The organism is Pseudomonas sp. IT-P74 (assembly GCF_949768175.1).
Taxonomy (GTDB): domain Bacteria; phylum Pseudomonadota; class Gammaproteobacteria; order Pseudomonadales; family Pseudomonadaceae; genus Aquipseudomonas.
Genome location: NZ_CATKQD010000011.1, coordinates 491,845 through 505,735 on the forward strand (window position 1 = coordinate 491,845; position 13,891 = coordinate 505,735).

12 protein-coding genes are annotated in these 13,891 nt (G+C 62.2%); 9 read left to right on the forward strand and 3 right to left on the reverse strand.

Annotated elements, in window-relative coordinates:
• Positions 1 to 7 precede the first annotated feature (7 nt).
• The 7 genes from paaC to paaZ all read left to right on the forward strand — a co-directional run bounded on the left by paaC (position 8) and on the right by paaZ (position 7,924).
• Positions 8 to 769, forward strand: coding sequence for a 1,2-phenylacetyl-CoA epoxidase subunit PaaC (gene paaC / locus ACM6J5_RS11370; protein WP_414928527.1), 762 nt, complete (start codon positions 8 to 10; stop codon positions 767 to 769).
• Positions 756 to 1,289 (forward strand): 1,2-phenylacetyl-CoA epoxidase subunit PaaD, encoded by a 534-nt coding sequence (gene paaD, locus ACM6J5_RS11375; RefSeq protein ID WP_414928528.1) that lies wholly within the window; start codon positions 756 to 758, stop codon positions 1,287 to 1,289. Before paaC ends, paaD begins: the two co-directional genes overlap by 14 nt.
• A gap of 34 nt (positions 1,290 to 1,323) precedes the next feature.
• Entirely contained in the window at positions 1,324 to 2,400 is a 1,077-nt protein-coding gene (gene paaE / locus ACM6J5_RS11380; RefSeq protein WP_095942562.1) for a 1,2-phenylacetyl-CoA epoxidase subunit PaaE, read from the forward strand.
• Between the two features lie 168 nt (positions 2,401 to 2,568).
• Entirely contained in the window at positions 2,569 to 2,877 is a 309-nt protein-coding gene (locus ACM6J5_RS11385; RefSeq protein WP_095942561.1) for a DUF485 domain-containing protein, read from the forward strand.
• Complete coding sequence (locus tag ACM6J5_RS11390; RefSeq protein WP_056722557.1) at positions 2,874 to 4,520, forward strand: cation acetate symporter; 1,647 nt, start codon at positions 2,874 to 2,876, stop codon at positions 4,518 to 4,520. Before ACM6J5_RS11385 ends, ACM6J5_RS11390 begins: the two co-directional genes overlap by 4 nt.
• A gap of 22 nt (positions 4,521 to 4,542) precedes the next feature.
• A complete protein-coding gene (locus ACM6J5_RS11395; protein WP_150673402.1) occupies positions 4,543 to 5,796 on the forward strand; it encodes an OprD family porin in 1,254 nt (417 codons plus the stop codon).
• Between the two features lie 58 nt (positions 5,797 to 5,854).
• Positions 5,855 to 7,924 (forward strand): phenylacetic acid degradation bifunctional protein PaaZ, encoded by a 2,070-nt coding sequence (paaZ, locus tag ACM6J5_RS11400; protein WP_414928529.1) that lies wholly within the window; start codon positions 5,855 to 5,857, stop codon positions 7,922 to 7,924.
• 257 nt (positions 7,925 to 8,181) lie between these two features.
• Here the strand turns inward: paaZ and ACM6J5_RS11405 are convergent, their stop codons facing one another.
• From ACM6J5_RS11405 to ACM6J5_RS11415, 3 genes are read right to left on the reverse strand one after another with little or no spacing between them, the layout of a single operon-like run.
• Complete coding sequence (locus tag ACM6J5_RS11405; RefSeq protein ID WP_150673999.1) at positions 8,182 to 9,090, reverse strand: LuxR C-terminal-related transcriptional regulator; 909 nt, start codon at positions 9,088 to 9,090, stop codon at positions 8,182 to 8,184.
• Positions 9,087 to 10,505: an aminotransferase gene (locus tag ACM6J5_RS11410; protein WP_095942557.1), complete on the reverse strand. Its 1,419-nt coding sequence runs from the start codon at positions 10,503 to 10,505 to the stop codon at positions 9,087 to 9,089. Before ACM6J5_RS11410 ends, ACM6J5_RS11405 begins: the two co-directional genes overlap by 4 nt.
• 39 nt (positions 10,506 to 10,544) lie before the next feature.
• Positions 10,545 to 11,651, reverse strand: coding sequence for a polyamine ABC transporter substrate-binding protein (locus ACM6J5_RS11415; RefSeq protein ID WP_095942556.1), 1,107 nt, complete (start codon positions 11,649 to 11,651; stop codon positions 10,545 to 10,547).
• Between the two features lie 216 nt (positions 11,652 to 11,867).
• Here ACM6J5_RS11415 and ACM6J5_RS11420 point away from each other — a divergent pair, with 216 nt between their 5' ends.
• Positions 11,868 to 12,650, forward strand: a complete 783-nt coding sequence (locus ACM6J5_RS11420; RefSeq protein ID WP_150674001.1) for an enoyl-CoA hydratase-related protein — start codon at positions 11,868 to 11,870, stop codon at positions 12,648 to 12,650.
• On the forward strand, positions 12,647 to 13,828 hold the full coding sequence (locus ACM6J5_RS11425) for an acetyl-CoA C-acyltransferase family protein (RefSeq protein ID WP_414928530.1): 1,182 nt from the start codon (positions 12,647 to 12,649) through the stop codon (positions 13,826 to 13,828). The genes ACM6J5_RS11420 and ACM6J5_RS11425 overlap by 4 nt, the downstream gene beginning before the upstream one ends.
• Positions 13,829 to 13,891 lie beyond the last annotated feature (63 nt).

Here is a 13,891-nt window from a genome sequence, read left to right on the forward strand (position 1 = left end):
GTCGACCATGAATAACAAGACCGATCTGATCGAATACCTGCTGCGCCTCGGCGACAGCGCCCTGATCCAGGGCCAGCGCCTGTGCCAGTGGTGCGGCAAGGCCCCGGCGCTGGAAGAAGAGCTGGCGCTGATGAACGTCGGCCTCGACCTGGTGGGCCAGGCGCGTAACTGGCTGGAATACGCCGCCGAACTGCTGGACGACGGCCGTGATGCCGATCACCTGGCGTTCCGTCGTGACGAGCGCGCCTATCGCAACCTGTTGCTGGTGGAACAACCCAACGGCGACTTTGCGGTGACCATGCTCAAGCAGTTCCTCTATGACGCCTGGCATTTGCCGGTGCTGCAGGGCCTGAGCCAGTCGAGCGATGAACGCATTGCCGGGATTGCCGCCAAGGCGGTGAAGGAAGTGACCTATCACCTGCGCCGCTCCGGCGAATGGATCGAGCGTATGGGCGACGGCACCGAGGAAAGCCACAAGCGCATGCTCGCGGCGATCCCCGAAGTCTGGCGCTTCACCGTGGAACTGATTGCCGCCGATGACAGCGAACAACGCCTGTGCGAAGCCGGCATCACCCCGGACATCGCCAGCGTGGCCGCCCAGTGGCAGGCCAAGGTCGAGCAGATTTTCACCAGCGCCACCCTGCCCGTGCCGGCCAAGCCGAGCTACTTCTACCTGAATGCACGCAAGGGCCTGCACACCGAACACCTGGGCATCCTGCTGGCCGAAATGCAGTTCCTGCCACGAGCGTACCCCGATGCAACCTGGTGAGCTGATCGCCAGCGACCTCGGCGCCCGGCCGGCTCAACCGACCGACCTGGCAGCCGCGTGGGCGATTCTGACAGAGGTCATGGACCCGGAAGTGCCGGTGGTCAGCGTGGTTGACCTCGGCATTGTCCGCGATCTGGATTGGCAGGCCGGTCACCTTCACGTGGTGGTCACGCCGACCTACTCCGGCTGCCCGGCCACCGAAGTGATCGAGAGCGACATCCGCGAAGCCCTGGAACTGGCTGGATTCAAGGCGCCGCAATTGGAGCGCAAGTTGACCCCGGCCTGGACCACCGACTGGATCAGCGACAGCGGCCGCGAACGCCTGCGCGCCTATGGCATCGCGCCGCCCGAGGGCAGCACCAGCAAACGCAGCCTGCTCGGTGAGAGCCCGCAGGTTGTGTGCCCGCAATGCGGCAGCGCCCACACCGAGGTCCTCAGCCAGTTCGGCTCCACCGCCTGCAAGGCGCTGTACCGCTGCATCGATTGCCGGGAACCGTTCGACTATTTCAAGTGCATCTGAGCGGCGAATCGGCCGTCCCAGCTGGAGAACAACAATGAGCAAATTTCACAGCCTGACCATCAAGGACGTGCGCACCGAGACCCGTGACGCGGTGTCCATCGCCTTCGAGATTCCGCAGCACTTGCAGGACAGCTTCCACTTTACCCAAGGCCAGCACCTGGTGATGCGCACCCAACTGGACGGCGAAGAAGTACGCCGCTCCTATTCGATCTGCACCGGGGTCAACGACGGTGAACTGCGTGTCGCCATCAAACGTGTGGCGGGTGGGCGCTTCTCGGCGTTTGCCAACGAACAGCTGAAAGCCGGGCACACCCTGGAAGTGATGCCACCGGCCGGGCACTTCTGCGTCGAGCTCGACCCGGCGCGCCATGGCAATTACCTGGCTGTGGCGGCGGGTAGCGGCATCACGCCGATCCTGTCGATCATCAAGACCACCCTGCAAACCGAGCCCCACAGCCGCGTCACCCTGCTGTACGGCAACCGCTCCAGCTCCGGTGCGCTATTCCGCGAACAGCTCGAAGACCTGAAAAACCGCTACCTGCAACGCCTGAACCTGATCTTCGTGTTCAGCCGCGAACAGCAGGATGTCGACCTGTACAACGGCCGGATCAACGCCGAGAAATGCGAGCAACTGTTCAGCCGCTGGCTCGACGTCAAGGCCCTCGACGCCGCCTTCATCTGCGGCCCGCAGGAAATGACCGAGACCGTGCGCGACAGCCTCAAGGCCAAGGGCATGCAACCAGAGCGCATCCATTTCGAACTGTTCGCCGCCGTCGGCAGCGAGCAAAAACGCGCCGCCCGTGAAGCCGCCCGCCAGGTGGATGCGGCGGTCAGCCAGATCACCGTGATCAGCGACGGCCGCGCCCTGGCGTTCGACCTGCCGCGCAACAGCCAGAGCATCCTCGAAGCGGGTAACGAGCAAGGTGCGGAACTGCCCTACTCGTGCAAGGCCGGCGTGTGCTCGACCTGCAAGTGCAAGGTCATCGAAGGCGAAGTGGAAATGGACAGCAACCACGCCCTGGAAGACTACGAAGTGGCGGCCGGTTATGTGCTGTCGTGCCAGGCGTTCCCGGTCAGCGACAAGGTAGTGCTGGATTTCGATCAGCTCTGAATCAACACAAAACCCTTGCAGGAGCGAGCCTGCTCGCGATGGACCCGAGATCGCCACGGGGTATCAGGCACCCAGCGTTATCGTTGACGACCATCGCGAGCAGGCTCGCTCCTACAGGGGCCGAGCCGTAGTTTCACCCAAAACAAAAACAACAAAGGAGCGCGCGTCATGACACCCCATGAAGTAGAACTCATCCGCCAGCACCCGGATTTCATCCAGCTGGTTCGCCGCAAACAGAAGCTGTACTGGTCACTGAGCCTGGCCATGCTGGTGATCTATTACGGCTTCGTGCTGCTGGTGGCGTTTTCGCCCAGCACCCTCGGTCAATCCCTCAGCGGCGGCGTGACCACCGTGGGCATGCTGGTGGGTGTCGTCATCGTCGGGCTGGCCTTTGCACTGACCGGTTTCTATGTCTATCGCGCCAACAACGTGATCGATCCGCTGAATGAAAAACTCAAGCAGGAGTGCGCCCGATGAACCGCCTTCTTGCGTTGTTCCTGCTGCCGCTGGCGGCTGTCACTGATGTTGCGATGGCCGCCGACGGCGCGTCCCGACCATTGAACTGGAACGCCATCGGCATGTTCCTGGTGTTTGTGCTGTTCACCCTCGGCGTGACACGCTGGGCGGCTCTTCGCACCCGCTCCACCAGCGACTTTTACACCGCTGGCGGCGGCATGACCGGTTTCCAGAACGGTCTGGCGATTGCCGGCGACATGATCTCGGCCGCCTCGTTCCTCGGCATCTCCGCGATGATGTTCCTCAATGGCTACGACGGTTTGCTCTACGCCCTGGGCGTGCTGGCCGGCTGGCCGATCATCCTGTTCCTGATTGCCGAACGCCTGCGCAACCTGGGCAAGTACACCTTTGCCGACGTGGTTTCCTATCGCCTGGAACAGACCCCGGTGCGCCTGACCTCGGCCTTCGGCACCCTGACAGTGGCCCTGATGTACCTGGTGGCGCAGATGGTCGGCGCCGGCAAGCTGATCGAGTTGCTGTTCGGTATCGACTACCTCTACGCAGTCATGCTGGTCGGCGTGTTGATGGTGTTCTACGTGACCTTCGGCGGCATGCTCGCCACCACCTGGGTGCAGATCATCAAGGCGGTGATGCTGTTGTTCGGCACCAGCTTCATGGCGTTCATGGTGCTCAAGCATTTCGGCTTCAGCACTGAAGCGATGTTTGCCGGCGCCACCGCCGTGCACGCCAAGGGCAATGCGATCATGGCCCCCGGCGGCTTGCTGTCCAACCCGATCGACGCGATATCCCTGGGGCTGGGCATGATGTTCGGCACCGCCGGCCTGCCGCACATCCTGATGCGTTTCTTCACCGTCAGCGATGCCAGGGAAGCGCGTAAAAGTGTGTTCTACGCCACCGGTTTCATCGGCTACTTCTACTTGCTGCTGATCATCGTCGGCTTTGGCGCCATCGTCATGGTCGGCACCGATCCGGCGTTCCGTGACGCCAGCGGCGCGATCATCGGCGGCGGCAACATGATCGCCGTGCACTTGGCCCAGGCAGTAGGCGGCAACCTGTTCCTCGGCTTCATCTCGGCGGTCGCCTTCGCCACCATCCTGGCGGTGGTTGCCGGGCTGGCGCTGTCCGGCGCCTCGGCGGTGTCCCACGACCTGTATGCCTGCGTGATGCGCAAAGGCCAGGCCAGCGAGCAGCAAGAAATGCGCGTGTCGCGCATCGCCACCCTGTGCATCGGTGTGCTGGCGATCATCCTCGGCCTGCTGTTCGAGTCGCAGAACATCGCCTTCCTCTCGGGTCTGGTGCTGGCCATCGCCGCGTCGGTGAATTTCCCGGTGCTGTTTCTCTCGATGTACTGGAAAGGCCTGACCACCCGTGGCGCGGTCCTCGGCAGCCTGTCCGGACTGGTCTCGGCGATTGTCTTGCTGGTGCTGAGCCCGGCGGTGTGGGTCAACGTGATGCATCACGACAAGGCGCTGTTCCCGTACTCCAACCCGGCGCTGTTTTCCATGAGCCTGGCGTTCTTTAGTGCATGGCTGTTTTCCGTCACCGACACCTCGCCTCGTGCAGCTCTTGAGCGTGGCCGTTATCTGGCGCAGTTCATCCGCTCGATGACCGGCATCGGTGCCACCGGCGCCAGCAAACACTAAATATTGGCAGGGAATAAAAATAATGAAGCCCGCACGTACCACGTCTTACCCATCACTGTTTTCGCTGGCCGCCGCAATGAGTCTGCCCATGATCGCCCCCAGCGCCATGGCCGACTTCATCGGCGACAGCAAGGCCCGCATTGATATGCGCAACCACTACATCAACCGCGATTTCCGTCAGGACAACGCGCCGCAATCCAAGGCCGAAGAATGGGCTCAGGGATTCACTGCGCGCATCGAATCCGGGTTCACCGACGGCACCTTCGGTTTCGGTCTCGACGCACTGGGCGAACTGGGGCTCAAGCTCGACTCCAGCCCGGATCGCCGTGGCACCGGCCTGCTGCCGTTTGGCCCGCAGAGCCATGAGCCCGACGACGAGTACAGCGAACTGGGCCTGACCGGCAAAGTGCGGGTCTCCAAAAGCATGTTGAAACTCGGCACCCTGCAACCCTTGTTGCCAGTGGCGACTTACAACGACACGCGCCTGCTGGGCTCGACTTTTGAAGGCGGCTTGCTGACCAGCCAGGAAATCGACGGCCTGACGGTGAATGCCGGGCGCCTGACCAAGGCCAACCTGCGCGACTCCTCCAGCAACGATGACATCGGCTTCGGCGCCGCCACCAGCGATCACTTCGACTTCGGCGGCGGCAGCTACGCGTTCAGTCCGCAACTGAACCTGAGCTACTACTACGGCAAGCTCGACCAGATCTATCGCCAGCAATTCGCCGGACTGGTGCATACGCAACCGTTGGGCAACGGCTTCAACCTGCGCAGCGACCTGCGTTATTTCGACAGCCGGGGTGACGGCGCGGAAAAGGCCGGGCGCATCGACAACCGTAACTTCAACGGCATGCTCACGGTGTCCCACGGTGCCCACAAGGTCAGTGCCGCCTACCAGCAATTGTCCGGCGACAGCGCCTTTCCGTTCCTCAACGGCGGCGATCCGTATGTGGTCAACCTGGTGACGTTCAACACCTTTACCCGCGCCGACGAGGATTCCTGGCAGCTGCGTTACGACTATGACTTCGCGGCGCAAGGCATTCCCGGCCTGACCTTCATGACTCGCTACACCGACGGCACCCATGTCAAGGCCGGCACCGTCGACAACGGAAGCGAATGGGAGCGCGACACCGATATCAGCTACGTCATCCAGAGCGGTGTGTTGAAGAACGTCAGCCTGCGCTGGCGCAACGTGACCTTCCGATCCGGCAATGGCTTGACGACCGACCTGGATGAAAACCGGCTGATCGTCGGCTACACCCTGGCGCTTTGGTAATCCCTGAATGGCGCGGTCGCGACCGCGCCACAACCCTTCAAAACCAGGAGCAATCGTGATGTCCTCTTCACCTACACTGCATGCCCCTACCCTGCAGAGTTTCATCGCCGGTCGCTGGATCGGTCAACAGGGCGCACAAGTGCTGCGCAGCGCCATCGACGGCCATGAAATCGCCCGCACCCATGAGGAGCGCCCAGACTTCGCCGAAGCCATCGAGCACGGCCGTCGCCAGGGCATCAGTGGCTTGATGGCGCTGGACTTCCAGCAGCGCGCTCAGCGTCTCAAGGCCCTGGCCCTGTACCTGAGCGAGCGCAAGGAACAGCTCTACGCGATATCCCACCACAGCGGCGCGACCCGTGCCGACAGCTGGATCGACATCGAAGGCGGCAACAGCACGCTGTTCACCTACGCCAGCCTCGGTTCCCGCGAGCTGCCGTCGGGCAACATCGTCCACGAAGGCCCGGCCATGCAGCTGAGCAAAATGGGCACCTTCGCCGGTACGCACATCCTGGTGCCTCGCGGTGGCCTGGCAGTACACATCAACGCGTTCAACTTCCCGATCTGGGGCATGCTGGAAAAGTTCGCCCCGAGCTTCCTCGCCGGCATGCCGTGCATCGTCAAGCCCGCCAGCGCCACCAGCTACCTGACCGAAGCCGTGGTGCGCCTGATCGATGAATCCGGCCTGTTGCCGGCGGGCAGCCTGCAGCTGATCATCGGCGGCACCGGCGACCTGCTCGACCGCCTGCAAGGCCAGGACGTGGTGACCTTCACCGGTTCCGCCGACACCGCGGCCAAGCTGCGGGTCAACCCGAACCTGATCCGCAATTCGGTACCGTTCAACGCTGAAGCCGACTCGCTGAACTGCGCGATCCTCGCCCCGGACGTGACCCCGGATGACGAAGAGTTCGAGCTGTTCATCAAGGAAGTCGCCCGGGAAATGACCACCAAGGCCGGGCAGAAATGCACCGCCATCCGCCGCGCCATCGTCCCGGCCAAACACATCGATGCCGTTGCTACCCGCCTGCGCGATCGCCTGGCCAAAGTGATGGTCGGCGACCCGTCGGTGGAAGGTGTGCGCATGGGCGCACTGGCTTCCCACGACCAGCAGAAAGACGTGGCAGAACGCCTGGAAGCGCTGTTGCAGAGCAGCGACATGCTGTTCGGCGCCCGCGACGGTTTCGAACCCCGTGGTGTAAATGTCGACAAAGGCGCGTTCTTCGCCCCGACCCTGTTGCAGGCCCGCGACCCGCACGCCGAGGGCGGTGCCCACGATATCGAAGCGTTCGGCCCGGTCAGCACCCTGATGGCCTACGACGATCTCGACGAAGCGCTGGCCCTGGCCGCTCGCGGCAAAGGCAGCCTGGTGGCCAGCCTGGTGACCAAGGATCCGCAAATCGCCGCCAAGGCCATCCCGGTCGCGGCTGCCTGGCACGGCCGTTTGCTGGTGCTGGATCGCCATTGCGCCGGCGAATCCACCGGCCACGGCTCGCCGCTGCCACAACTCAAACACGGCGGCCCGGGGCGTGCTGGCGGTGGTGAAGAACTCGGCGGCCTGCGCGCGGTGAAGCACTACCTGCAACGCGCGGCGGTGCAAGGTTCGCCGACCATGCTGGCGGCGGTCACCGGCGAATACGTGCGCGGCGCCAAGGTCATCGAAACCGACGTGCATCCGTTCCGTCGTCACTTCCAGGACCTGCAGATCGGCGAATCGCTGCTGACTCACCGCCGCACCGTCACCGAAGCGGACCTGGTGAACTTCGGCTGCCTGTCGGGTGATCACTTCTACATGCACTTCGACGAGATCGCGGCCAAGGAATCGCAGTTCGGCAAGCGCATCGCCCACGGTTACTTCGTGCTGTCGGCGGCGGCCGGTCTGTTCGTCTCCCCTGGCGTCGGCCCGGTGCTGGCCAACTATGGCCTGGACACCTTGCGCTTCATCAACCCGGTAGGCATCGGCGACACCATCCAGGCGCGCCTGACCTGCAAGCGCAAGATCGATCAGGGCAAGAAGAGCCCTCAGGGCATCCCGCAAGGGGTGGTGGCGTGGGATGTGGAAGTGACCAACCAGTTGGGTGAGCTGGTGGCGAGTTATGACATTCTCACCCTGGTCGTAAAACGCGAAGACTGACGCAACACCTGCTCGCGATGGACGTGAATGATGGCATGCGCTTTCTGGATGAACGCGGTGCTCTCAGGTTTTTCGCGAGCAGGCTCGCTCCTACAGGGTTCCGGGTTGGTCAAAAAATCTGTGGCCGATCAATTACACCTGTAGGAGCGAGCATGCTCGCGATGCTCGTGAACGATGAAACTGGCTGCCTGACACCCCGTGGCGATCTCAGGTTTTTCGCGAGCAGGCTCGCTCCTACAGTTGATCTGCGTTGTCTGCTAATGCTTGCGCAACCACTCGATAAACAGCGCAAACAACTCCGACTGCGACCCCACCTCCAATTTCAGGTACAGGTTCTTGCGATGCATGCGCACGGTTTCCGGTGAGATGTTCATCTGGCTGGCCGTGGATTTCACCGAATGCCCGCGCAACACCATATGCGCCACTTGTCGCTCACGTTCGGTGAGCAGGTCGCTGCCGAAATGCTCGAACGCCGACTGCACCCGGTGCTTGAGATCATCGCGCAGGCCCTGGTCTTTATCGCACTGGATCTCACTACTGCGCAGCATTCCCCGTTGACTGAATTCGCTGATGAATTCGCGCACCAATGGCTCTACGGCACGCAGCAGATTCAGCTGTTCGGCGCTCAGGCATTCGCCGCCGAAACCCTGATAGAGGCTGACGGAAATCTTCGTGTCATTGCCGATATCGACGATGTAGTAACTGTCTTCCGAGCAACCCGCCTTCAGGTAATAGGACTTGTAGTAGTCGCTGTCGAAGAAGTTGTCCGGGGCAATCTCCTCCAGATGATAGAAGCCTTGCGCCAAGCCCTGCTCCACCGCCAGGCAGAATGGGTCGAGCAAATAACCACCGGCAAAATAGCGCTCCAGAATCGAGACCTGATACTCCTGGGCAATCCCGCGCTGATGCAGCAGCTGCGGTGCGCGGTCCTTGCGTTCCAGGCTGATCATCATCGACTCGACGGACACCAGCTGCGCCAACGCCGACGCCAGGTGTTGCAGGGCGTCGGGCTCATCGATATGGGCGAATGCCTCGCGCATTCCCCCATGCCATTTGTGCAATGCCCCGAAGGGCACCGCGATCAGCGTATCGTCGTCTGGTTTGCTCATGCCCCGCAGTCTAGCGGCTGGACACGCCCTTGGTAACAGCCTGACTGACGAAATCATTGGCCCGCGTACTGTCCGCTCGCTTCAAGCTCGGCGGCCACTTGCAGAATGCATTCGCGCAAGGTCTCGACGATTTCATCGACCTGGGCAAAGGTCAGGATCAACGGTGGCGACATCACGTTGAGGTGCATGATCGGCCGCACCAGCAAACCCCGGGCCTGGGCCCGCACGTGGATCTTCTCGCCGATGTTGATCTCGTCGGGGAACAGCGCCTTGGTGCGTTTATCGGCGACGAACTCCACGCAGGCCATGAGTTTCTGGCAGCGCACATCCCCCACCAGCGGCAAGTCCCGCAGGGTCGCGAGGCGCTCTTCCAGGTACGCCCCCACCGTGTCGACATGGGCCAGCAGGTTTTCCCGCTCGATGATTTCGATGTTCTTCAGCGCCGCCGTGCAGCACACCGGATGCCCGCTGTAGGTGAAGCCGTGGGTGAAGCAGCGGCCCTTGCCCGGTTCGGCGATGACTTTCCAGATACGGTCGGAAAAGATGCAGGCGCCCAGCGGCAGGTAAGCCGAGGTCAGGCCCTTGGCGGTGGTGATGATGTCGGGCTGCACATCGAACACATCATAAGAGGCAAAGAACTTGCCCAGGCGACCGAACGAAGTCACCACTTCGTCGGCGACGAACAGGATGTCGTAGCGCTGGCAGACGTCCCACATGCGCTTGAGATAACCCCGGGGCGGAATGATCACCCCGCCCGAGCCCATGATCGGCTCGGCGAAGAACCCGGCGACCTTGTCCGCGCCAATCGAGAGGATCTTGTCTTCGAACTCCTTGACCAGGAACTCGAGGAACTGCGCCTCGTCCATGCCGTCCGGCGCACGGTACGGGTTGGGGTTGGAGACGTGGTGGATCAGCGGGTTGGCGTAATCGAACTCCGGCACCCGGTCGGCGGCCTTGTTGCCGATCGACATGGTCAGGGTGGTGGAGCCGTGGTAGGCGTTGAATCGGGCGATGACGTGCTTCTTCTCGGGTTTGCCACGGCAGTTCTGGTAGTACTGGATCAGCCGGTAGGCGGTGTCCACGGCGGTGGAGCCGCCGGTGGTCAGGAACACATGGTCGAGGTCGCCGGGAGCGAGGCTGGCGAGTTTTTCGCACAGCTGGATCGCCACGTTGTTCGACATGTCGGAAAACGGATTGGAATAGGCCAGTTGCCGCACCTGATCGGCGATGGCTTCGGCCATTTCCTCACGGCCCAAACCAATATTGGTGCACCACATGCCGCCTACCGCATCGAGAAAACGATTGCCCTGGGTGTCGTAGATGTAGGCGCCATCACCGGCGACGATGTTCAACGAGCCCTGCTCGGCGTGTTCGTCGAACACGTGATAGCCGTGCATATGGTGAGCCTTGTCGGCCTTGACCAGCCGGGACTCGTCCGCTGGGGAAAAAACGCTGCGTGTTGGAGTCGCCATAAATAAACCTCTAATCGAAATGACTAACGATCGAACCCATCAGATGCCGCTTTTCACGGTGCTCCAGACCCGGGTAATCGCCCGCATGTCCTTGGCGTCCTGGGTCTTCTGCGGGAACAGGCGCTCGCGGGTTTGCGCGTCGGGGTAAATCGCCGGGTTGTTGCGCACATCGGCGTTCAACAACGGCGTGGCCGCGGCGTTGCTGTTGGCGTAATTGATGAAATCACTCACATCCGCCATCACCTGCGGCTGCATCAGGTACTCGAGAAACTTGTGGGCGTTGGCGACGTGGGGCGCGTCGGCCGGGATGTACAGGTTGTCGAACCAGATCAGCGAGCCTTCCTTGGGGATGAAGTAGGCCAGGTCGATCTTCTTCTTGGCTTCTGCGGCGCGGGCCATGGCGGTGGCGTAGTCGCCGGACCAGGTCATGGCCATGCACACGTCGCCGTTGGGCAGGCTGGTCAGGTAATTGACCGAGTCGAACTTGCGGATGTACGGCCGCACCGACAGCAGCAAGTCCTGGGCGGCTTTCAGATCTTCCGGTGCGGCGCTGCGTGGATCACGTCCCAGGTACTTCAGGGCCATGGGAATGACTTCGGTCGGGGCATCGAGCAGGGTCACGCCGCAATCGGCGAAGCGCGAGACGATCTTCGGATCGAAGATCATCGCCAGCGAGCCGATCGGCGCGTCCGGCATGCGTTCCTTGATCTTGTCGACGTTGTAGGTGACGCCGTTGCTGCCCCAAGTGTAGGGCGCAGAGTACTGGGTGCCGGGGTCATAGCCTTGCAGGTCTTCGAGGATCTGCGGATCCAGGTTGGTCCACCCCGGCAACTGCTTTTTATCCAGCGGCTGGAACACCTTGGCCTTGATCAGCGGCGGCGCGAGGGAGGCATTCAACACGATCAGGTCATAACCGGAATGACCGGTGAGCAGCTTGGCCTGTACCGTTTCATAAGAATCGAAGGTGTCGTAGACCACCTTGATACCGGTGGCCTTTTCGAAGTCGGCGATGGTTTTTTCACCGATGTAGTCCGCCCAGTTGTAAAGCCGTAGCGTATTGCCGTCGTCCACTTGAGCGGCGTAGGCATTCAATGTCAGCGGTACAACAAACAGACTGGAAATCACCTTAAGCAGTGTCTTGCCCATAGCAAATGCACCTTATAGCGAGTTCGGCTCTGGATGAGCGGATGCCCCCACTATTGGTCGATTCGCCGGGCGCGGCCATACCCCGAATGGGTGTGTATCGCTTTTGGCACACCGGCATGGCAAAAAGCGGCAGTGCAGTTGACCCGTTTTGCCATAGATCCGGAGTTTGTCCGGCGCTTAAAGTGGCAGCCCTGAACCGACCCTGCAGAGCCTGCGATGACCGACCTGATCAAACACGAGCAACGCGACGGCGTGTTGACGCTGACCATCGACCGCCCGGACAAGCTCAATGCGCTGAACAACGCCATGTACACGCAGTTGGCCAACCTGCTGCAGGCCGCCGACGAAGACGAGCAGACCGGCGTGATCATCATCACTGGCGGCCCGACCTGCTTTACCAGCGGCAATGACCTGGTGGATTTCCTGCAGAATCCGCCCACTCATCTGGATGCCCCGGCGTTCCACCTGATGAAGGTCGTCACGCGTCTGCAAAAACCGCTGATCGCGGCAGTCTGCGGGGCGGCCATCGGCATCGGCACCACCTTGCTGCTGCATTGCGATCAGGTACTGGTCACCCGCAACGCCAAGCTGCGCATGCCATTCGTCAACATTGGTCTGTGTCCCGAATTCGGCGCCAGCCTGTTGCTGCCACGCCGCCTCGGCCATGCCCGCGCCGCGAGCCTGCTGCTGTTGGGCAACGGCCTGGACGGTAATGAAGCGGTGGCCTGGGGTCTGGCCAACGAGGCCTTCGATGACGGCGCACAATGCCTGGCGGCGGCGACAAAAATCGCCCAGCGTTTTTTGGCCATGCCACAGCAAGCCTTGCGCCAGTCCCGCCAATTGATGAAACAGGCGACGTTGCCAGAATTGGAAGCCACCCTGCGCGAAGAAAACACGCTGTTCATCCAGCGCCTGAATACCGACGAGGCGAAAACCGCCTTGAACGCCCTGCTCAATCGCAGTACAGATAAGAATCCACCGAAAGGAAACCAGCCATGAACACTCCAGAAATCTACGTCGTCAGCGCCGCCCGTACCGCCATCGGTACCTTCGGTGGTTCGCTCAAGGACGTGCCACTGGCCGACCTCGCGACCACGGCCGTGAAAGCCGCCCTGGAGCGAGCCGCCGTGGACCCGGCGCTCGTTGGCCACCTGGTGATGGGCAACGTGATCCCGACCGAAACCCGTGATGCCTACATCTCCCGCGTCGCGGCGATGAACGCCGGCATCCCGAAGGAAACCCCGGCCTACAACGTCAACCGCCTGTGCGGTTCGGGCCTGCAAGCGATCATCAACGCCGCCCAGACCCTGATGCTCGGCGATGCCGACATCGTCGTCGGTGCCGGCGCCGAATCCATGAGCCGCGGTCCGTACCTGATGCCGAGCGCCCGTTGGGGTTCGCGCATGGGCAACGCCCAGGTCATCGACTACATGCTCGGCATCCTGCATGACCCGTTCCATGGCATCCACATGGGCATCACCGCCGAGAACGTCGCCGCGCGCAACGGCATCACCCGCGAAATGCAGGACGCCCTGGCTTTCGAAGACCAGCAACGCGCGGCCCACGCGATTGCCAACGGCTACTTCAGCGAGCAGATCGCGACCGTGGAAATCCAGGATCGCAAAGGCGTCAAACTGTTCAGCGTCGATGAACATCCGCGCGCCACGTCCCTGGAACAGCTGGCGGCGATGAAGCCTGCGTTCAAGAAGGACGGTTCGGTCACCGCCGGCAACGCCTCGGGCCTCAACGACGGTGCAGCGGCACTGGTCATGGCCAGCGGCAACGCGGTCCAGGTCAATAACCTGAAGCCACTCGCCCGCCTGGTCAGCTACGCCCACGCCGGCGTCGAACCGGAATTCATGGGCCTGGGCCCGATCCCGGCCACGCGCCTGGCGCTCAAGCGCGCCGGCCTGACCGTCGCCGACCTGGACGTGATCGAAGCCAACATCGCCTTCGCCGCCCAGGCCTGCGCCGTCAGCCAGGAACTGGACCTCGACCCGGCCAAGGTCAACCCGAACGGTTCGGGCATCGCCCTGGGCCACCCGGTGGGCGCGACCGGCGCAATCATCGCCACCAAAGCCATCCACGAACTGCATCGCACCGGCGGTCGTTACGCGCTGGTGACCATGTGCATCGGTGGTGGCCAGGGGATCGCGGCGATTTTTGAACGCGTCTAAGCAATAGCTGTAAAAAAGGCCGGTGATCGCGCAGATCACCGGCCTTTTTCATTCCCGATTCTG